This is a genomic window from Burkholderia sp. LS-044 (assembly GCF_004803625.1).
Classification (GTDB): Bacteria; Pseudomonadota; Gammaproteobacteria; order Burkholderiales; family Burkholderiaceae; genus Burkholderia; species Burkholderia cepacia.
On the sequence record NZ_SSWO01000014.1, the window covers coordinates 64,832 to 83,736 of the forward strand.

An 18,905-nucleotide genomic window follows, 5' to 3' on the forward strand; every position below is an offset into this window, starting at 1 on the left:
GTCCAATATATGATTCATCACCATTCAGCCGCTTCAGGTCGAACGAATGCCCAACTTCCCCCCGGATCTTCGCCAGTGGTATTACTTCGCGGCCGTTGCCGAGGAGCGGCACTTCGGCCGTGCGGCCGCACGCCTCTCGATGACCCAGCCGCCGCTGTCGCAGGCAATACGCTCCCTGGAACGCGAACTCGGCGTCGAGCTCTTCGCACGCACGAAGCGTGCGGTCGCGCTCACGGCAGTCGGCGAGGCGTTGCTTCCGACGGTGCTGAAACTGCTTGCCGCGGCCGAGGAGCTTCCCGCGCTGGCAAAGAGCCTCGCTCTCGGCGAGACCGGAAGATTGTCGCTCGCGTTCGTCTCGATTGCCGATTACGGGCTGCTGCCCTCGCTGCTGCGCGAATTCGGCATGCGTTATCCGCTGGTGCGATTGCAACTGACCGAAGCGACGAGCGACGTGCAAATCGAAGAGCTGGTCGCGGGCCACATCGACGCGGGCCTGATCATTCCGCCGTTGCCGCCACGCTACGTGGCCGAGCTGTCGTATCTGCCGCTCCTGAGCGAGCCGCTCGTGCTCGCGATGCCGAGCGCCGCGTCGACGGCACCCGACGACGTGCCGATTCACCTGAAGGAAGTGGCAGACCTTCCGCTCGTGATTTTTCCGCGCCGTCTCGCCCCGAGGTTTTACGACGCGATCATGGAGTGCTACAGCGACGTCGGTGTCGTCCCGCACATCGGCCAGGAAGCAATCCAGATGCAGACGATCGTCAGCCTTGTGTCCGCCGGCATGGGCGTCGCCCTGGTGCCGCAATCGTTGCGCAATCTGCGGCGTACGGGTGTCGTCTATCGCCCGCTCGCACACGGCTCGTTCGTCGTTGAAACCGGCCTCGTCTGGCGCAAAGGCGATATCGGGCACGTCCTTGCCAGCTTCATCAATATCGTGCGGACACTGGCCTCGGCATGACGCCGGCCGCAGGCGGATCCGCTTTGGCATGCCCGGCCGACGCTCACGCCTTGCCGTGCCCCTGCGATCCCGGGCCCGACGAGAATTCGCGGACACCATCGCGATTGATGCCGAAGCCGAGGCCCGGCGTGTCGGGTAGTGCCAGCGTCCCGTTCTGCTCGGCCGGCAGGCCGGTAAACAGGTTCCGGCAGATCTCGACCGCGACGACGTGCCACTCGACCGAGCCGCCATTCGCGAGCCCGCCGTGCAGATGCATGTTGTGGAACGGGAACGTGCCGCCATTGTCGATCGGCACGCCGAACGCCTGCGCGAGCGCGGCCGCGCGCGCCGCCATGGAGAACCCGCCGCACACGCACACGTTTGGCTGCAGGATGTCGACGGCGTCATTCACGAGGAAATCCCTGAACCGGAACAACTGCCCCTCGCTTTGCCCGGTGGCGACCGGAATGCCGCCGCGCTTTCTCAGGTCGGCGAGCTTCGCGGGGTCGTTCTCGGCGATCGGCTCCTCGAAGAAACCGATGTCGCAATCGGCCACGCGCTCGGCAAGCCGCAGCGCGTGATAGTGGTCGAGCCCGCAATTCGCGTCGATGTAAATCTCGGCGGCGTCGCCCACCGCATCGCGCACCGCGCGCACGCGCGCGACGTCGTCCGCGACGACCTGGTCGAGCGAGCGCCCTTCGTCGCGGCGCGCCAGCGCGTGATAGCCGACGATCATCTTGATGCGGCGATGTCCGGCGCCGACGAGCGCACGCGCGGCATGTATCAGCTCCGGGCGCTCGAGCGACGCGAAGCCGAACGTCGTGTACAGCGGCACGACCGGACGCGCGCCGCCGAGCATTTTCCATACCGGCAGCCCGGCGATCTTGCCGATCGCATCCCAGACCGCGATGTCGATCGCGGAAATCACGTGCCCCGCATAGCCGGTCTGCCCGCGCGGGCATAACAGCCAGTACAGCTTGTCGAGAATCCGCTCGCGCTCGACGACGTTCATCCCGACCAGGTTGGGTGCCGCGACGTGATCGATCGCCGCGGCCACGACCGCTTCGTCGGTGATCGCCGTGAAGCCGTGGCCGACCACGCCCTGCGACGTCTCGATTTCGACGACGACGCCCGACAGCTTGCCGGACAACCGCACGCCGGCGATCTCCGCGTCGCCGCGCGCGAACACCGGCGTCGCGGTCACTTTCACGATGTTGTGCTGCATCTCTTCTCCGTTTTTTTAAGGGAATGGCAGAACTGCGGGGGCCGCGTCGTCGCGCGGCATCACCGGCCCTTCTCGCGACGCAGCACGAACGTCAGCCCGATGCCGGTCAGCAGGCCCCAGAACGCGCCGCCGATGCCGAGAAACGCATGGCCCGCCATCGTCACGAGGAAGGTCAGGATCGCGGCCTCGCGCGCGTCCTTGTCGGTGAATGCGTTGAGCAGCGCGCCGCCGAGGGCGTTCATCAGCGCGAGGCCGGCAACCGCTTCGATGATGACCGGCGGCGCGACCGCGATGAACAGCGTCGCGGCGCTCGCCGCGAACCCGTACACGATGTACGCGGCGCCGCAGACGATGCCGGCCCAGTAGCGCCGCGATTCGTCGGGGCCGGCCTCCTCGCCGGCGCACAGTGCGGCGGTGATCGCGGCCAGCCCGATCGGCGGCGCGCCGAAAGGCGCCGCGAGCAGGCTGCACAGCCCCGTGGCCGTGAACAGCCGCGACGCTTCGGGCCGGTAGCCGTTGACGTTGAGCACCGCGACGCCCGGGATGTTCTGCGACGCCATCGTCACGATGAAGAGCGGCACCGCGACGCTCACCATCGTCGATGCCGAGAACACGGGCCCGACGAGCGCGAGGTGCGGCAACATCCCGGTCGCGCCGACGCCACCCGTCTTGGCGATGAACGCGATCACGATCAGCGTCGCGACCGCGGCGCAAGGCACCGCGAGAATCTTGCGAACCCGCATCATCACGACCCAGACGAGCAGGATCGGCGCGACGTACAGCGGATACTGCTCGAGTGCGTGCACCGGGGCGACGCAGAGGTTCAGGATGATCCCGGCGAGCATCGCGTTGGCGATCGGCAGAGGAATCCTCGAGATCGCGCGGCCGAGCGGCTTCCACAGCCCGGCCAGCGTGAGCAGCACGCCGGTCAGCACGAGCGCGCCGACCGCGGCCGGATAGCCGCCCTTCACGGCGCCCAGGCCGAGCAGCAGCGCGGCGCCGGGCGTCGACCACGCAGCGCTGACGGGCATCCGCGTCCGGTAGCTGAGCACGATGCCGGCCAGCCCCATCACGATCGAGACGGCCATCAGGCCGGACGCGGCCTGCGCACGCGTTGCACCGACGTTCGTCAGCGCATTCACGATCAGCGTGAACGTCGATGCAAAGCCGACGAACGACGCCAGCGCGCCCGCGCCGGCCGCCCGCGCCGAGAACCCGCGATCGGTCTTCATTTCCGCGATACTGCTCATCTGTCCTCCGTGAGATGGATTCGATACGGCGGCGACCGTATCAGTGCGCGCCATGTGTCGGCTCGCCGCACTCCTGGTTCAGCGTTCCCGCGTGATACGCGGCGAGAAACGCGTCGAAGTTGCCGATCTGCGTGCGCTCCAGGTCGGCCTGCCGGCTCAGCGAATCGGCCGCGATCGCGTCGAAGCGCGCCTGCACGTCGGCCGGCAGCGGACGCGCGCGGAACGCCCCGGTATGCGCGAGCGTCTGCCGCATCCCGAACGCGAAACACGCGCCGCCCGGATCGTCGCGCAGCGTGTGCAGTGCATCGAGCACACGCGCCGACGGCGTCGCCTGCGGATCGTCGAGCTTCGCGTATTGCGCGTCGAGCGCGGCGGTCGTGCGCGTGTCGCCGCGCTGCAGATCCAGCACGCCGGCCGCCTCGTTGATTCGCGCGAGCAACTCGTGCGCCCACGTGCGCAGCGCGACGCGCTCGCCGCCACGCTGCAACTCCAGCCCCGGGCGCCGCCCCTCCCGCGCGACCGCCGCGAAGTTGCGCCGGCACGCGTCCTGCTCGGCACCCGCGAGGCACGGGCTGTCGTCGAGCGCGCAGAACAGCAGGAACGCGTCGACAAAGCGCAGCGTCGTCTCGGCGACGCCGTGCGGCGCGAACGGATCGATGTCGAGACAGCGCACCTCGACGTATTCGACGCCGCGGCTGCGCAGTGCATCGAGCGGCCGCTCGCCGCTGCGCACCGTGCGCTTCGGGCGGATCGACGAGTAGAACTCGTTCTCCATCTGCAGCAAGTGCGTGCTGAGCTGCAGCCATTCCCCGTCGCGCTTCGCGCCGATCGCCTGGTACTCGGGGCACGGCTGCGCGACGGCTCGCGCGAGGCCGTCCAGGTACGCGGGCAGGTTGTCGAGGCACGGCGCGAACGCGCCCTGCACCCGGTTCTGGTAGCCGAGGTCGCTCATCCGCAAGCTCGTCGCGTGCGGCAGGTACAGCGTCTGCGCATCGAACGCGTCGAGCCCGTGCCGGTCGCCGGCGACGAAACCCGCGCATAGCGCCGGCGACGCGCCGAACAGATACAGCAGCAGCCAGCCGTAGCGATGGAAATTGCGGATCAGGGCGAGATAGCCTGCCGAGCGCATGTCGCGCGCGTCGCGGCCGGCCGGCTCGCATCCGTCGCGCACGTCGCGCAGCAGCGGCCACACGGCATCGGCGAGCGAATAGTTGTAGTGGATCCCGGCGATGCACTGCATCGCCTTGCCGTAGCGGAACGCCAGCCCGCGCCGGTACACGTGCTTCAGGATGCCGATGTTCGACGTGCCGTACCACGCGATCGGAATGCGGCGGTCGTCGTCGAGCGGGCACGGCATCGACTGGCTCCACAGCAGCTCGTCGCCGATCGCGCGGCACGCGAAGCGGTGCAGCTCGTCGAGCCGCTCGATCACGTCGGCCGCGTCGCGCTGCGGCGGCGTGACGAATTCGAGCAGCGGCTCCGCGTAGTCGGTCGTGATCGACGGGTGCGTGAGCGCCGCGCCGAGCGCGTGCGGGTGTTGCGTCAGCGCGAGCCGGCCGGCGGCATCGACGCGCAGCGTCTCGCGCTCGACGCCGCATAACCCGTCGCCGAGCAGCGGCAGGTGTGCGGCGTCGCTCAGCACGCCGAGCCGGCGGCGGTACGGCGTCGTCATCCATGTGGATCGGGGTGAATCGTGGGTCATTGCGGTCTCCCGGAACGAAATCTGGCGACGCGCCGCTCAGTCGAGCGGGCTCTTCGGCCGCGGCAGGCCGATGTGTTCGCGCAGCGTCGTGCCTTCGTAGCGGGTGCGAAACAGCCCGCGCCGCTGCAGCTCCGGCACAACCATCGTCACGAAGTCGTCGTAGCCGTCAGGCACCGTGTAGAACACGACGATGAAACCGTCGCACGCCTCCGTCATCAGCCACTCCTCCATCTGGTCGGCGATCTCTGACGCGGTGCCAACCATCTCGCCGGTGCCGGATTCGGCCGCCCGCTTCGCCAGCTCGCGCACCGTCAATCCCTCGCGGCGCGCGAGCGCCGCCCATTCGCGCTGGTTGCCCTGCCCCTGTTCCGTGTGCGGCAGCTCGGGCAACGGCTTGTCGGGATCGAACTTCGAGCAGTCGACGCCGAGCCGGATCGACAGGTTCGGGATGTTGCTGTCCACGTGGACGAGATCGTCCATGTAGCGCTTCTTCGCCAGCGCCTCCGCGCGCGTGCGGCCGACATACACCTGGTTGGCGGGCAGGATCTTCACGTGATCGGGGTTGCGCCCGGCCGCGACCGCGCGCGACTTCACGTCGCGGTAGAACGCACGCCCCGTCTCGATGCTGCGCGCGTTGCCGAACACCAGGTCGGCCGAACGCGCGGCCATGTCGCGCGCTTCCTCCGACGCACCGGCAAGCGCGATCACCGGCCAGCCCTGCACGGGCCGCGCGATGTTCAGCGGCCCCTTGACCGAGAAGAACTTGCCCTTGTGGTTGAGCGGCCGGATCTTGTCGAGATCGGAGAACACCCCCGCCTCCTTGTCCATCACGAGCGCGTGATCGGACCAGCCGTCCCACAGCCCCGTCACGACGTCGAAGAACTCCTCGGCGCGCTCGTAGCGTTCGGCGTGGCGCAGCGCGGTCTCGAGACCGAAGTTGAGCGCAGCCTCCGGGTTCACCGTCGTGACGATGTTCCAGCCCGCGCGGCCGCCGCTCAGGTGGTCGAGCGACGCGAAGCGGCGCGCAAGCAGGTACGGATCCTCGTAGCTCGTCGTGCCGGTCGCGATCAGGCCGATGCGGTCGGTGCATGCGGCGATCGCCGACAGCATCACGAGCGGGTCGTACGACGTGATCGTGCCGCTGCGCTTGAGCGCATTCGGCGGCATCGGCATCACCGCGAGGTGGTCGGCGGTGAAGACCGCGTCGAAGCACGCGTGCTCGAGCTTCTGCGCGAGCGACCGGATCACCGGCCAGTTGAAGTTCGCGAGCGTCGGCGCGCTCGGGTGCCGCCACCACGCCGTGTGCAGGCAGATGGGGCGCATGAATCCACCCAGGCAGAGTTGCTTCGTCATACGGGGCTCCTCGTCATTGGAATGCGGCGCGAAACGTGCGGGCCGCGCGCGTGCTGCTCGTGTCGGCGTCAGCGCGCGGCGTTGAAGCGGGCGAAGCCGGCCTCGAGGTCGCCGATCAGGTCGTCGGCGTTTTCGAGACCGATGTGAAAGCGCACGCACGGGCCGCCCGGGTCCCAGTGCGACGCGGTGCGGTACGCACTGCAGTCGAACGGCATCGCGAGGCTTTCATAGCCGCCCCATGAATAGCCGAGCCCGAAATATGCGAGCCCCTCGAGCAGCGCGGCGACGGCCTGCGCGGGCGCCGGGCGCAGCACGACGGAGAACAGCCCCGTCGCGCCGCCGAAGTCGCGCACCCACAGCGCATGGCCGGGATCGTCCTCGAGCGCCGGATAGCACACGCGCCGCACTTCCGGACGCGCGGCGAGCCAGCGCGCGACGCGCAGCGCGTTCGCCTGGTGCTGGCGAAGCCGCACGCCGAGTGTCCGGATGCCGCGCAGCGTGAGAAACGCGTCGTCCGAGCCGACGCACTGCCCCGTGTCGCGCTGATACTGTTCGAGCGCCGGCAGCGCGCGCGCGGACGCCGACACCATGCCGATCATCACGTCCGCATGACCGGCGAGGTACTTGGTGCCGGCCTGGATCACGAGATCGGCGCCGTGCGCGAACGCGTCGAAGAACAGCGGCGTCGCCCACGTGTTGTCGAACAGCACCACAAGCCCGCGGTCGCGCGCGAGCGCGGCGAACGCCGGCACGTCGCACAGCTCCATGCTCTGCGACGCGGGCGCTTCGAGATACAGCGCACGCGTGTTCGGCCGGATCAGCGCGGCGAGCGCGTCAACCGACGCGAGCGGATCGAAGTACGTCGTCTCGATGCCCGCGCGCCGCAGCACGCCGTCGCACAGCTGGCGCGCGGGCTTGTACACCGCATCCGTCATCAGCAGATGGTCGCCGGCCGACAGGCACGACGACAGCGCGGTCGTGATCGCGGCAAGCCCCGACGGGCACAGCACGACGCCCGCGCCGTGATCGAGCGCGCGCACCGCGTCCTGCAGCGCGGCCGTGGTCGGCGTGCCGCGCCGGCCGTACACGTACGGCTGCGTGTAGCCCAGCAGGTCGGCCACGCTCGGCGCGAGCACCGTCGAGCCGCGATACACCGGCGGGTTGACGAAGCCGTGATGCGCGGCCGGCGCGCGGCCGCCCGTGACGAGCACGGTGTCGACCTGCGCATCGGCCGCCGGATGGTTCGGGGCGGGCCGCACGGTCAGCCCTTCACGATCCGCACGGCGCCGCGCGCCGCGCTCGTCGTCATCGCCGCATATGCGCGCAGCGCGCCCGACACGCGGCGCTGCCGCTTCTCGGGCTGCCACGCGCGCTCGCCGCGCTCCTCCATCGCCGCGCGGCGGCGCCGCAGTTCGTCGTCGGACACGAGGACGTTGATCGAGCGGTTCGGGATGTCGATCTCGATCGCGTCGCCGTTCTCGAGCAGCCCGATCTCGCCGCCCTCCGCCGCCTCGGGCGATACGTGCCCGATCGACAGCCCCGAGGAGCCGCCGGAGAAGCGACCGTCGGTGATCAGCGCGCACTGCTTCGCGAGCCCCTTCGATTTCAGGTAGCTGGTCGGATAGAGCATCTCCTGCATGCCCGGGCCGCCCCGCGGCCCCTCGTAGCGGACGATCACGATGTCGCCCGGGCCGACCGCACCGCCGAGGATGCCTTCGACCGCCTCCTCCTGCCCTTCGAACACGCGCGCGGTGCCGGTGAACTTCAGCATCCCGCCGTCGACGCCCGCGGTCTTCACGATGCAGCCGTCGCGCGCGATGTTGCCGAACAGCACCGCGAGCCCGCCGTCGCGCGAGAACGCGTGCTCGGCATCGCGGATGCAGCCGTTCGCGCGGTCGAGATCGAGTTCGTCGTAGCGGTTGTCCTGGCTGAACGCGACATGCGTGCGCACGCCGCCGGGCGCCGCGCGATAGAAGCGCGACACCGAATCGACGCGATTGCGCATCACGTCCCAGCGCGCGAGCACGTGCGCGACGCTCGGCGCATGGACGGTCGGCAGCGTCGTGTTCAGCAGCCCCGCGCGATCGAGTTCGCCCATGATCCCGATCACGCCGCCGGCCCGGTGCACGTCCTCCATGTGGACGTCCTGCACCGACGGCGCGACCTTGCACAGCACCGGCACGCGGCGCGACAGCCGGTCGATGTCGGCCATCGTGAAGTGCACCTCGCCTTCGTGCGCGGCGGCGAGCAGGTGCAACACCGTATTGGTCGAGCCGCCCATCGCGATGTCGAGCGTCATCGCGTTCTCGAACGCATCGCGCGTCGCGATCGAGCGCGGCAGCACGCTCGCGTCGTCCTGCTCGTAGTAGCGGCGCGCGAGATCGACGATCGTGCGCCCGGCGTCGATGAACAGGCGCTTGCGCTCGGCATGCGTCGCAAGCACCGAGCCGTTGCCGGGCAGCGCGAGCCCGAGCGCCTCGGCGAGGCAGTTCATCGAGTTCGCGGTAAACATCCCGGAACACGAGCCGCAGGTCGGGCACGCGACGTTCTCGACCGCGCGCACCTCGTCGTCCGTCACCTGGGAGTCGGCCGCCACCACCATTGCGTCGATCAGGTCGAACGCGCGGCGCTTGCCGCGGAACGTCAGCTTGCCGGACTCCATCGGGCCGCCCGACACGAAGATCACCGGGATGTTCAGGCGCATCGCGGCCATCAGCATCCCCGGCGTGATCTTGTCGCAGTTCGAGATGCAGACCATCGCGTCCGCGCAGTGCGCGTTGACCATGTACTCGACGCTGTCGGCGATCAGCTCGCGCGACGGCAGGCTGTACAGCATGCCGTCGTGGCCCATCGCGATGCCGTCGTCGATCGCGATCGTGTTGAACTCCTTCGCGACCGCGCCGGCCGCTTCGATCTCGCGCGCGACGAGCTGGCCGAGATCCTTCAGGTGCACGTGACCGGGCACGAACTGCGTGAACGAATTGACGACCGCGATGATCGGCTTGTCGAAATCGGCGTCGGTCATCCCGGTGGCGCGCCACAGGCTGCGCGCGCCCGCCATGTTGCGGCCGTGCGTGGAAGTGCGTGAACGATAGGTGGGCATCGTGATCCTCGGTTGATTCGTTGCGAAATGGGGCGGGCGGCGGGCTTCCGTCAATGCGGCCTGCCGGCCGCGCCCCAGTTGTTGTCGTTCTTCGCGAGCGTCGGCAGCACGAACGACAGGATCTTTCTCCGGTCGAGATCGGACGACACGCTGAGCTTGTATTCGAGCGCCGTCAGCTTGATCACGATGGACCTGAGCGCCTGGGTCAGGCGTTCGTAGCCCCCTTCGAAATAGAGTGAGCCGCCACGCTGCGCGATCACGCCGTGACGGGACAGGTAATGAAACAGCGCGACCGACGAGCGCGCGTCGTAGTTGTCGAGCGGCGGCGCCTGCAGCGGGTAGCGGATCAGGCGCTCGGCCAGGATGTACTGGATCGAAGCGCGCAGCACGCGGTCGTCCGAGCGCAGCCGGAACAGCGCGAGGATCGACAGGATGTCGACCCGCAACTCCTCCGCGCCCGCACCGTTGCGCGTGCTCTTCGCATCGAGGTACTCCGGGATCGGCAGGAAGCCCGTGCGATGGTGGTACTCGTGCAGGTGGACCCAGATCGCACTCGCCTGCGTCAGCAGCTCGTCGTCCGCCGCGAGCAGATCCGGGAACGCGGTGGGCGACCAGTTCGCTTCGATTGCCGGGCGCGTATGGCGCTTGAAGCGCTCGACGAACTTGTCGATGAAGTAATACGCCTTGTGATACGCGCGCAGGTCGGCGTCGATGAAGTTCTCGCCGAATACCGCGACCGCGAGCGGATTGAGAAAGCCGTCCGTGCACATGCGGATCTGCACCGGCAGCGCGTTGCCGTCCGGCGCGATCGCGAGCACGCTCGGCGGAATCGGCACGGGCGCGATCGCGGCTGCCTCGAGGAACGCGTCGGCGTTGTAGGGCACGTCGAAGAACCCGAGGATGAAGCTCGGGTCCACCGAGTACGTGAGATCGAGCAGGCGCCCCGATGCGAGGCAGCGGTTCTCCAGCGCCACGAGCAGCGCACGCACATGCGGGTTGTCGGCGTAGTCGCCGAGATGCGCGCGTGCGCACTGCGCGATGCGCGCGACGTCGGTGCGAAAACCGCCGGCGAGGATCTCGCCGCGGCAGCGGTTGGTGGCTAGTACGATTTCGCGTTTCATGTCGGTCATCCTGTCGGCACGCGTCGTCACACGACGCGGAACTCCCGCTGCAGATAGACGAGCGTGTCGTCGTCGGGCGCCGCACAGTGCAGCGCCACCACTTCGCCGACCAGCAGCTCATGCGTCGCCGCGCTCATCGACGCGACGAGCCGGCAGTCGAGCGCGATGCGCGCGCTCGCCAGCACCGGCGCGCGCGTCGCGAGCTCGCCCCACTCGCCCACCGTGAAGCGCGCATCGCGCGCGTGCGCGGTCCGGCCCGCGAACACGTCGGCGAGAAACCGGTCGGCGGCGCCGAGCGTGTTCACGCAGAACACCTCGTTCGCGATCAGCCGCTGCGCCGATACGCTGCCGCGATTGACGGACACGAGCACCGTCGGCGGCGCATCGGACACCGACAGCACGGCGGTCGCCGTCATGCCGCAGCGCCCGGCAGGTCCGTCGCTCGTGAGTACGTGAACGGCCGACGCCACGCGGCACATCGCGTCGCGAAAGCGCTGCGGCGAGGCGCCCATCGACTGGTCGGGGAACAGTGCGGGTTCGTTGTGGATCATGTCCTGTCTCCGTGCATGGGGGAAAAGCCGCGCATCGCTACCGGTTCACCAGCGCTTTCGGCAGCGACAGCGCGAGCAGTCCGCCCAGCGCCATGCAGCCGGCCATCATGTAGAGGCCCGCGTCGTTCGATGCGGTCAGTTGCTTGAGCAGCCCCATCAGGTAAGGGCCGAGGAAGCCTGCGAGATTGCCGACGGAATTGATCATCGCGATCCCGGCGGCGGCCGCGGTGCCGCCGAGGAACGCGGTCGGCAGGCTCCAGAACAGCGGAATCGCGGTGAGGATGCCCATCGTCGCGAGCGTCAGCGCCGCGATCGCAAGCCCCGTCTGATGCGCCCAGCCGACCGCGAGCACGAGCCCCACCGTGCCCATCGCACCGGGCACCGCGAGGTGCCAGCGGCGCTCGCGAAGGCGATCCGAACTGCGTGCGATCGCGATCATCGCGACCACCGCAAGCGCATACGGCACCGTCGACAGCAGCCCGATCGTCAGCGGATCGGCCACGCCCGTCGCATGGATGAGCGTCGGCAGCCAGAAGCCGACGCCGTACAGGCCGATCACGAACGAGAAGTAGATCGCGCACATCAGCCACACACGCGGATTCGCGAGCACCGCACCGAGCGACAGGTGAGACTTGACCGCGTCCTCGGCATTCACGTTGCGTTCGAGCAGCGCGCGCTCTTCGTCGTTCAGCCACTTCGCCTGCGCGATCCGGTCGTCGAGCAGCGCGTAGACGAGCAATCCCGCGACGATCGACGGCAACCCTTCGAGCAGATACAGCCACTGCCAGCCGTGCCACCCGTTGATGCCGTCGAACGCCTTCAGGATGTAGCCGGAAATCGGGCCGCCGACGACGCCCGACAGCGCGACGGCCGTCATGAACACCGTCGTGATCCGCCCCCGCCGATGGGCCGGATACCAGTAGGTCAGGTACAGGATCACGCCCGGGAAGAAGCCGGCCTCGGCGGCGCCGAGCAGGAATCGCATCGCGTAGAACGCCGTCGGCGTCGTGACGAACATCGTCAGCGCGGACACCGCGCCCCACGTCACCATGATTCGCGCGATCCAGACGCGTGCGCCGATGCGGTGGAGGATCAGGTTGCTCGGCACCTCGAAGATGAAATAGCCGAAGAAGAAGATGCCGGCGCCGAGCCCGTAGGCCGCGTCGGACAGCCCGAGATCGCCCGCCATCTGCAGCTTCGCGAAGCCCACGTTCACGCGGTCGAGATACGACACCAGGTAACAGAACAGCAGCAACGGCATCAGCCGCCACGCGACCTTGCGATAGGCGGCGTCTTCCGACACCCGCGCTGCGGGCAATACGGTCGATACGAGCGTCTCCATGATTTTTTTCCTTGTTTGCGATCGATTGTCATTCGTTGCGCACGGCGTCCCGCACGCGTCGCCCGACGGCGGCACCCGCGATCCGGCGCACAAGGCGGCGAGCCGTCCTCCTCCGGTCGGGTCGTTCTCGCATGCGGGGTGCCGCGTGCCGCACGCATGTGTGCGGCACGCCGGGCGGGTGTCGATCCGGCTCGCGGGCGCGGATCAGGTGCGCATCGGCCTCGCGAGGTCCGTTCGTGGCGTTGCCGCGGTTCCGGGGGCTCGTTGTACGTCGTTGTGCCCGGGCGCTGCGTCGCAGGCAACGCGCAAGGTGCGCAAAACGCGCGGATGGTCGAAAGCCTTGTTCATGTTCAACCTTTTGCTCACATGCCCGCTTAGGGCGCCTTTAAAACGCTCGTCGACGTTCGAAGTCGCGAACGCACCGCTGGATCGGGCGCTCTTGTGGAGCGCACGATGCCTTGATTCCGTCATGCCGCACGCGGCGGCCGATCGCGCAGCCCCGCCATGTAGGCGACCGTGCGGTCGCGATACGCCGCCGACACGCCCGCGTCGGCCAGCCCGCGAACCAGCAGGTCGCGGTAGCGCGCGCTCGGCGCGGCGTCGCAATCGAGCGTGACCGCACCGCGATACGTCAGCGCATGTACGCGCCGCCCGCCGGGCGCCAGCACCTCGACCGCGTAGCGGACGTAGCGGCCGAGATGCACGCCTTCACGACGCTCGAGCGCGTCGAGCATGCGCATCGGCAACCGGTACAGCGCGCCCTCGACGATCGCACCGGCAGCCGGCTCGATGTTCGCGCAGCAGACCGGCTCGTTGAGCGACGCGTAATTGAACGCGAGGCGATGGCCGTCGAGGCGCGCCGCGCCTGCGAAGTACGTCGCCGCGTCGCAGCCGAGCGACGTCGACAGGCTCGCGAGGTTCATGCACGAGCCGTATGCGAAATACGCGAACGGCTCGTCACGAAGCAGGTCGTCCGGCGTCATCGCGACGCGCTCGCGGCATGCGACGTGCCCAGCACGTAGTGGTCGTAGATCGCCGCGACCGACGCGATCGAGTCGAGCACGAAGTCGCCGATCGGGATGTCGATCCTGAGCGTCTGCTCGATGAACAGCACGAAGTGCACAAGCGACAGCGAATCGAGCAGGTTGGCGTCGAGCAGGTTCGTCTGCGCGGTCACGCGCGCCGGCGCGCCCGGGTCGATCCCGGCCAGAAACGTCTTCACGCTGTCGATCAATTCGTCGAGGCTCATCATCCGCATCACGATCACGCTCCAGAAACGCACGTTCATCCCGGCCCGCGCGTATCGCAGTGGCCGGCTTCGTCTTCACCGAACCGCAAGATCCTTTACATCGCCTTTCGCTTTTGACTTTCGATCGGGCGTCATGCACCATGCGACGCGTCGACACGACAAACCCGGTCAGCATCTCCACCAGAGATAAATAGGAGACTTAATCAATATGACAACTCATACGCTGTTCTACTGCCCCGGCCATCTTTCGTTTGCACCGCACGTCATCCTGTGCGAGCTGGGCGAACCATTCGAACTCGCACTCGTCTCGATCAAGGACGGTGCGACGCAGAGCGCCGAATTCCGGCAGCTCAACCCGAAAGGCAAGGTGCCCGTACTGCATACCGGCGACGAAGTGCTGACGGAGTCGTCGGCGATCCTGCTCTATCTCGCGCTGCGCTTTCCGCAGGCGCGGCTCGTGCCCGATACCTCGATGGGCCTCGCACGTGCCGTCGAGTGGATGAACTGGCTGGCGTCAGTGTTGCCCGGAACGGTCGCGCTCAACTTCCATCCGTCGCGTTTCAGCGAAGACCCGGCTGCGCACGACGGCATTCGCGCGAAAGGCCGCGCGGGCATCCTCGCTGCGTATGCGCAGATTGACGAACGGCTCGCGGCGCGCGACTGGGCGCTCGGCGAGCACTACTCGATCGTCGATCCGATGCTGCTGATATTTTTCAAATGGGGGAACATGCTGAAGCTCGACATGCGCGGGTTCGAACATTGGGCCGCGCATACGGAGCGCATGCTCCGCCGCCCTGCCGTCGCGACCGCGTTGTCGGTCGAACAGATCTCGATCTGGGCGTAGCGGCGAAGCCGGGTCGGGTTTGCGCCCGATCCGGAATGCCGCCCGCGTCCGTCGCGTCTCCTTCATCTTCTCAGGTCCTTTTCGCCGCTTTTCTTTGTCTGTTGCGCCGATCCTGCTACACGCGCGCGCACATGCGTCGCGCACGCCGCGGATCGTCCAGGCCACGACTCCGGGAACAGGAGCCACGACCGCAATCGCATATGACGTTCTCTGCTTTCGCGGCGCTACACCGCTCAGCTCATTTTCTGCGATCGCATCGAATGCGTGAACAATGCAACATCCATTTCGTGACGTCCAATATATTTTTCGTCTTCCACTAAGTCGCCACGCATATTAGTCATCGATTGGCCGGCGAGTCCGATATTGCCAATCCTTGCGAATTGATTGCGGCGAATGGAGCGGGATTGGCGTGCATTGCCGGGGCAAAATCGGCTTCGACTGGCGACCAACCTCGAGCGGTTTCGATATAGCACGTCGGCAGCGCAATCCAACTTCCGGATTTCGTTGATTGCGGTCACTGAATGCTTCTGCCGCCGGCGTCGTGCCGACTTGTTCCGCCGAGGTCGTTGGAAGCGCAACGAAAGCCACGGTGGCCGCGCGGAACGGCGGCCCGCCGCTCGCGAACGACAAAGTCGAGCCCGGCTGCATATAACCGAACGCATGGCGCCAGCCAGCCTGTGGGCCATTCGGATCGCCGATGCCGACGCGGCGGCGCAGGTGCGCCGCGCCGCCGAACAAAAGGAAATTGACCGGCTCGCCATCGGCAGCAAACGCGTCGCCGCCTGGGGCCGTGAGCATGACAATGAGAAGCAGGCGCGCTCAATGCAAACGCGTGTCGACAAACTCAAGAAAGACCGGACCGTCGCCGCGATGAGCGGCGGTGAGCGCGCACGTCTGCCGTTTCCGGCACGGTCGACGGCCAGCGATCACCCGCGATGATCGGCCTCCCGCACACTACGCAATCCGCAGGAACATCCCCGCCTTCTCCGGCAGCGACGACGGCTGGAAACCATAGCGTTCATAGAACTTCGGTGTGCCGTGATCGGCCATCAGGCTGACATACGCGGTCGGCGGCGCATTCTCGTGAACGTAGCCCATCAGCGCCCGCATGATCAGGTCACCTACGCCTTTCTTCTGGTGAGCGGGCAACACCGCGATGTCCACGATCTCGAAGAAGCAGCCGCCGTCGCCGATGACCCTGCCGATTCCGACCGGCACACCGTCGCAGTAAGCCACGACGCTGAAGAGCCCGTTCTTCAACCCGATCGTCGCGGCCTGCTCCGACTTCCTGCTCAACCCTGCGGCAAGACGAATGTCGATGTAGGTGGATACCGGCGGAACTTCGTGTCGAACGATGTATGCCATGCGAGCCTTTCAGGTAAGCCGTACAGGCGGATGGATCGGCCCCGCCGCGGATGACTCCGTCGAACCCGGCGCCCGAGCGCGCACATCAAACGAGACCATGACGACGAATCGGGCGAGGCAGCAGGCCGCGGGTACAACCACTCACCGCCCACGGCCTCGCCCAGGTCCGCCAAGCGGCTTAGAGAATCCGCTCCAGCGCGTCGGCAAACCGCGCAACCGCACCGTCGACATCATGCAGTTTGTCCAAACCGAACAACCCCAGACGGAAGGTCTTGAAATCCTCCGGCTCGTCGCATTGCAGCGGCACGCCGGCCGCGATCTGCAAGCCCACGTCGGCGAACTTCTTCCCCGATCGAATCCCGTCGTCGTCCGTGTAGCTGACCACGACGCCCGGCGCCTCGAAGCCCTCAGCCGCCACGCTCCGGAAACCCTTGTCGGCCAGCAGCGCGCGAATGCGCTTGCCGAGCTCGAGCTGCTCCGCCTTCACCTTGTCGAACCCGTATGCCTCGGTTTCCTTCATCACGTCGCGCAGCGTCGTGAGGCTGTCCGTGGGCATCGTCGCGTGGTACGCGAACCCGCCGCCCTCGTAGGCTTCCATGATCTGCAGCCACTTGCGGAGATCGCACGCGAAGCTGGTGCTGGTCGTGCCATCGATGCGCTCGCGGGCGAGCGGGCTCAGCATGACCATCGCGCAGCACGGCGACGCGCTCCAGCCCTTCTGCGGCGCGCTGATCAGGATGTCCACGCCGCTCGCCTGCATGTCGACCCACACCGTGCCGGACGCGATGCAATCCAGCACGAACATGCCGCCGACCGCATGCACGGCGTCGGCCACCGCGCGCAGATACGCATCGGGCAGCATCATCCCGGACGCGGTTTCGACATGCGGCGCAAAGACCAGATCCGGCTTGTGTTCCCTGATCGCGGCGACCACTTCGTCGAGCGGGGCCGGCGCATACGCGGCCTGCCGCCCCGCTTCGACCGGGCGCGCCTTCAGCACCGTCGTTTCGGACGGAATGCTGCCCATGTCGAAAATCTGCGACCAGCGGAAACTGAACCAGCCGTTGCGGATGACCAGGCACTTCTTGTTCGTTGCAAACTGCCGCGCGACGGCTTCCATGCCGAACGTCCCGCTGCCCGGGACGATCACGACCGACTTCGCGTTGTAGACTTTTTTCAGTGTGCCGGAGATGTCGCGCATGACGCCCTGAAAGCGTTGCGACATATGGTTGACCGAGCGATCGGTGTACACCACCGAATATTCGAGGAGCCCCTCGCGGTCAACATCGGGAAGTAAACCTGGCATGCTCGCCTCCGGTGAAAATGAACGATGAATTCCGGGCAAGCAGTGTCCGTGACGCGATACCGCCCTGCCCCAATGCAATTGCGCTGTTTCCTCGACGAAAGCAGATTCTAACGAACGCCGCCCGCCGCTTGGGGCATATTTTGGCAGCCGCCCGGCGCAGGTCCGGCGTGACGCACCGCAACGCGGCTGCCGTGGCGCCCGGTCGAATCCCCCGCCCCGTGGCCGCCCGCGTCTGCCGGTGCGGCGCACGAAGCCCTGTTCGACGTATGGATAAACGCCACTTCCCGGGCATGCCGCCTACCATGTCGGCTCACCTTTCACGACAGAGTCTTCGATGATCCCCAACCGCGCATCATCCCGGCAGCCGTCGACCGATCCCGCACTCGCCGAGCGCGTCGATGCGGTACTGTCCCGTCAACTCGAAACACATCGCCTCGTTGGTGCGGTCGTCCTGATCGCACGCGACGGCGAACTCGTCTATCGCCGCGCGGCCGGGTTCGCCGATCGCGAAGCGCGCACGCCGATGCGCGAGGACACGCAGTTCAGGCTCGCATCGGTGACGAAGCCGATCGTCTCGACGGCCGCGATGGCGCTCGTCGCGCAACACAAGCTGTCGCTCGACGACGACGTCACGCGCTGGCTGCCCGGGTTCCGCCCGGCGCTGCACGACGGCAGCGTGCCGGTGATCAGGGTGCGCCACCTGCTCACGCATACGGCCGGCCTCGGCTATCGCTTCACGGAAGCCGACGCGACCGGCCCCTATGCGCGCGCGGGCGCCTCCGACGGGCTCGATGCCGCATCGATCACGCTCGCCGAAAACCTGCGCAGGATCGCGAGCGTGCCGCTGCAGTTCGCGCCGGGAACCGGCTGGAACTATTCGCTTTCCATCGACGTGGTCGGCGCGCTGATCGAGGCCGTCAGCGGGCTGCCGCTCGCCGACGCCGTCGATACGCTCGTGCTCCGCCCGCTCGGCGCCCGCGACACGGGATTCGTCGCACGCGATCCCGCGCGGCTCGCGACGCCCTACGTCAACGACACGCCGCAACCGCACCGGCTCGCCGAAAACGAAACCGTGCCGATCTTCGACGGAACCGTCGGCGTGACGTATTCGCCGTCGCGCGCGCTCGACGCGGATGCCTTCCCGTCGGGCGGCGCCGGGATGGTCGGCACCGCCGGCGACGTGCTGAACCTGCTGGACACGCTGCGCGCGGGTGGCGGCACGCTCTTGCCGGCCGACCTGGTCGACGAGATGGGCCGCGCCCACACCGGCAACCTCGAATTGCCCGACCTGCCCGGCGCGGGGTTCGGCATCGGGTTCTCCGTATTGCGCGACCCGCTCGCGGCGGCATCGCCGGAGTCCGTGGGCACGTGGCGCTGGGGCGGGGTCTACGGGCATTCGTGGTTCGTCGACCGCGCCCGCGGGCTCACCGTCGTGTCGCTGTCGAACACGCTTTACGAAGGGATGAACGGCCAGTACACGATCGATCTGCGCGACGCGATCTACGGCGCCGGCTGACACGCGCAACAAAAAAGGCCCGACACGGTCGGGCCAATGAG

At 67.7% G+C, this 18,905-nt stretch carries 17 protein-coding genes and 1 pseudogene; 4 read left to right on the forward strand and 14 right to left on the reverse strand.

Translation table 11 applies throughout. The features are described 5' to 3' along the window. Positions 1 to 46 precede the first annotated feature (46 nt). Entirely contained in the window at positions 47 to 958 is a 912-nt protein-coding gene (locus E9536_RS29645) for a LysR family transcriptional regulator (RefSeq protein ID WP_021156690.1), read from the forward strand. A gap of 43 nt (positions 959 to 1,001) precedes the next feature. Here E9536_RS29645 and E9536_RS29650 read toward each other — a convergent pair whose 3' ends face one another. From E9536_RS29650 to E9536_RS29700, 11 genes are all read right to left on the reverse strand, one after another. After that, positions 1,002 to 2,162 (reverse strand): mandelate racemase/muconate lactonizing enzyme family protein, encoded by a 1,161-nt coding sequence (locus tag E9536_RS29650; RefSeq protein ID WP_124534825.1) that lies wholly within the window; start codon positions 2,160 to 2,162, stop codon positions 1,002 to 1,004. Between the two features lie 59 nt (positions 2,163 to 2,221). After that, complete coding sequence (locus E9536_RS29655) at positions 2,222 to 3,412, reverse strand: benzoate/H(+) symporter BenE family transporter (RefSeq protein WP_027790686.1); 1,191 nt, start codon at positions 3,410 to 3,412, stop codon at positions 2,222 to 2,224. A gap of 40 nt (positions 3,413 to 3,452) precedes the next feature. Then, positions 3,453 to 5,114: a glutamate--cysteine ligase gene (gshA, locus tag E9536_RS29660; RefSeq protein WP_247873531.1), complete on the reverse strand. Its 1,662-nt coding sequence runs from the start codon at positions 5,112 to 5,114 to the stop codon at positions 3,453 to 3,455. A gap of 36 nt (positions 5,115 to 5,150) precedes the next feature. Beyond that, positions 5,151 to 6,467, reverse strand: a complete 1,317-nt coding sequence (locus tag E9536_RS29665; RefSeq protein ID WP_021156686.1) for an LLM class flavin-dependent oxidoreductase — start codon at positions 6,465 to 6,467, stop codon at positions 5,151 to 5,153. A 68-nt stretch (positions 6,468 to 6,535) separates the two neighbouring features. Then, positions 6,536 to 7,726, reverse strand: a complete 1,191-nt coding sequence (gene metC / locus E9536_RS29670; RefSeq protein WP_060171712.1) for a cystathionine beta-lyase — start codon at positions 7,724 to 7,726, stop codon at positions 6,536 to 6,538. Positions 7,727 to 7,728: 2 nt separating this feature from the next. Next, positions 7,729 to 9,570: a dihydroxy-acid dehydratase gene (ilvD, locus tag E9536_RS29675; RefSeq protein WP_136471738.1), complete on the reverse strand. Its 1,842-nt coding sequence runs from the start codon at positions 9,568 to 9,570 to the stop codon at positions 7,729 to 7,731. A 50-nt stretch (positions 9,571 to 9,620) separates the two neighbouring features. Further along, positions 9,621 to 10,691: a DUF6421 family protein gene (locus E9536_RS29680; protein ID WP_225723293.1), complete on the reverse strand. Its 1,071-nt coding sequence runs from the start codon at positions 10,689 to 10,691 to the stop codon at positions 9,621 to 9,623. A 26-nt stretch (positions 10,692 to 10,717) separates the two neighbouring features. Further along, the gene (locus tag E9536_RS29685; protein WP_048021615.1) at positions 10,718 to 11,242 is read right to left on the reverse strand and encodes a flavin reductase; all 525 of its coding nucleotides are present in this window, start codon (positions 11,240 to 11,242) and stop codon (positions 10,718 to 10,720) included. A gap of 37 nt (positions 11,243 to 11,279) precedes the next feature. Further along, positions 11,280 to 12,584: an MFS transporter gene (locus E9536_RS29690; protein WP_034196018.1), complete on the reverse strand. Its 1,305-nt coding sequence runs from the start codon at positions 12,582 to 12,584 to the stop codon at positions 11,280 to 11,282. Between the two features lie 467 nt (positions 12,585 to 13,051). Next, positions 13,052 to 13,567: a gamma-glutamylcyclotransferase family protein gene (locus E9536_RS29695; protein ID WP_059692835.1), complete on the reverse strand. Its 516-nt coding sequence runs from the start codon at positions 13,565 to 13,567 to the stop codon at positions 13,052 to 13,054. Next, positions 13,564 to 13,872, reverse strand: coding sequence for an acyl carrier protein (locus tag E9536_RS29700; RefSeq protein ID WP_059692833.1), 309 nt, complete (start codon positions 13,870 to 13,872; stop codon positions 13,564 to 13,566). Before E9536_RS29700 ends, E9536_RS29695 begins: the two co-directional genes overlap by 4 nt. 169 nt (positions 13,873 to 14,041) lie before the next feature. Here E9536_RS29700 and E9536_RS29705 point away from each other — a divergent pair, with 169 nt between their 5' ends. Then, the gene (locus E9536_RS29705) at positions 14,042 to 14,677 is read left to right on the forward strand and encodes a glutathione S-transferase family protein (protein ID WP_136471740.1); all 636 of its coding nucleotides are present in this window, start codon (positions 14,042 to 14,044) and stop codon (positions 14,675 to 14,677) included. A gap of 464 nt (positions 14,678 to 15,141) precedes the next feature. On the opposite strand, the pseudogene E9536_RS42215 reads toward E9536_RS29705, so the two are convergent. Beyond that, positions 15,142 to 15,261, reverse strand: a pseudogene (locus tag E9536_RS42215) (IS3 family transposase); the annotation flags it as partial. Positions 15,262 to 15,337: 76 nt separating this feature from the next. On the opposite strand from E9536_RS42215, the gene E9536_RS42220 reads away from it, so the two are divergent. Further along, on the forward strand, positions 15,338 to 15,616 hold the full coding sequence (locus E9536_RS42220) for a hypothetical protein (RefSeq protein WP_247873532.1): 279 nt from the start codon (positions 15,338 to 15,340) through the stop codon (positions 15,614 to 15,616). A gap of 15 nt (positions 15,617 to 15,631) precedes the next feature. Here the strand turns inward: E9536_RS42220 and E9536_RS29715 are convergent, their stop codons facing one another. Together E9536_RS29715 and E9536_RS29720 are read right to left on the reverse strand one after the other, a co-directional pair. Then, a complete protein-coding gene (locus tag E9536_RS29715) occupies positions 15,632 to 16,042 on the reverse strand; it encodes a GNAT family N-acetyltransferase (protein ID WP_059692827.1) in 411 nt (136 codons plus the stop codon). Positions 16,043 to 16,220: 178 nt separating this feature from the next. Further along, on the reverse strand, positions 16,221 to 17,348 hold the full coding sequence (locus E9536_RS29720) for an aminotransferase class V-fold PLP-dependent enzyme (RefSeq protein ID WP_060085672.1): 1,128 nt from the start codon (positions 17,346 to 17,348) through the stop codon (positions 16,221 to 16,223). A 334-nt stretch (positions 17,349 to 17,682) separates the two neighbouring features. Here E9536_RS29720 and E9536_RS29725 point away from each other — a divergent pair, with 334 nt between their 5' ends. Continuing rightward, positions 17,683 to 18,864, forward strand: a complete 1,182-nt coding sequence (locus E9536_RS29725; RefSeq protein ID WP_136471742.1) for a serine hydrolase domain-containing protein — start codon at positions 17,683 to 17,685, stop codon at positions 18,862 to 18,864. Positions 18,865 to 18,905: the final 41 nt, after the last annotated feature.

Coding starts and splice junctions, on each gene's coding strand:
- E9536_RS29700 (WP_059692833.1), bottom strand. CDS start 13,872: ATGAACGTGCGTTTCTGGAGCGTGATCGTGATGCGGATGATGAGCCTC.
- E9536_RS29695 (WP_059692835.1), bottom strand. CDS start 13,567: ATGACGCCGGACGACCTGCTTCGTGACGAGCCGTTCGCGTATTTCGCA.
- E9536_RS29690 (WP_034196018.1), bottom strand. CDS start 12,584: ATGGAGACGCTCGTATCGACCGTATTGCCCGCAGCGCGGGTGTCGGAA.
- E9536_RS29685 (WP_048021615.1), bottom strand. CDS start 11,242: ATGATCCACAACGAACCCGCACTGTTCCCCGACCAGTCGATGGGCGCC.
- E9536_RS29720 (WP_060085672.1), bottom strand. CDS start 17,348: ATGCCAGGTTTACTTCCCGATGTTGACCGCGAGGGGCTCCTCGAATAT.
- E9536_RS29715 (WP_059692827.1), bottom strand. CDS start 16,042: ATGGCATACATCGTTCGACACGAAGTTCCGCCGGTATCCACCTACATC.
- E9536_RS29725 (WP_136471742.1), top strand. CDS start 17,683: ATGATCCCCAACCGCGCATCATCCCGGCAGCCGTCGACCGATCCCGCA.
- E9536_RS29645 (WP_021156690.1), top strand. CDS start 47: ATGCCCAACTTCCCCCCGGATCTTCGCCAGTGGTATTACTTCGCGGCC.
- ilvD (WP_136471738.1), bottom strand. CDS start 9,570: ATGCCCACCTATCGTTCACGCACTTCCACGCACGGCCGCAACATGGCG.
- E9536_RS42220 (WP_247873532.1), top strand. CDS start 15,338: ATGGCGCCAGCCAGCCTGTGGGCCATTCGGATCGCCGATGCCGACGCG.
- E9536_RS29680 (WP_225723293.1), bottom strand. CDS start 10,691: ATGAAACGCGAAATCGTACTAGCCACCAACCGCTGCCGCGGCGAGATC.
- gshA (WP_247873531.1), bottom strand. CDS start 5,114: ATGACCCACGATTCACCCCGATCCACATGGATGACGACGCCGTACCGC.
- E9536_RS29665 (WP_021156686.1), bottom strand. CDS start 6,467: ATGACGAAGCAACTCTGCCTGGGTGGATTCATGCGCCCCATCTGCCTG.
- E9536_RS29705 (WP_136471740.1), top strand. CDS start 14,042: ATGACAACTCATACGCTGTTCTACTGCCCCGGCCATCTTTCGTTTGCA.
- E9536_RS29655 (WP_027790686.1), bottom strand. CDS start 3,412: ATGAGCAGTATCGCGGAAATGAAGACCGATCGCGGGTTCTCGGCGCGG.
- E9536_RS29650 (WP_124534825.1), bottom strand. CDS start 2,162: ATGCAGCACAACATCGTGAAAGTGACCGCGACGCCGGTGTTCGCGCGC.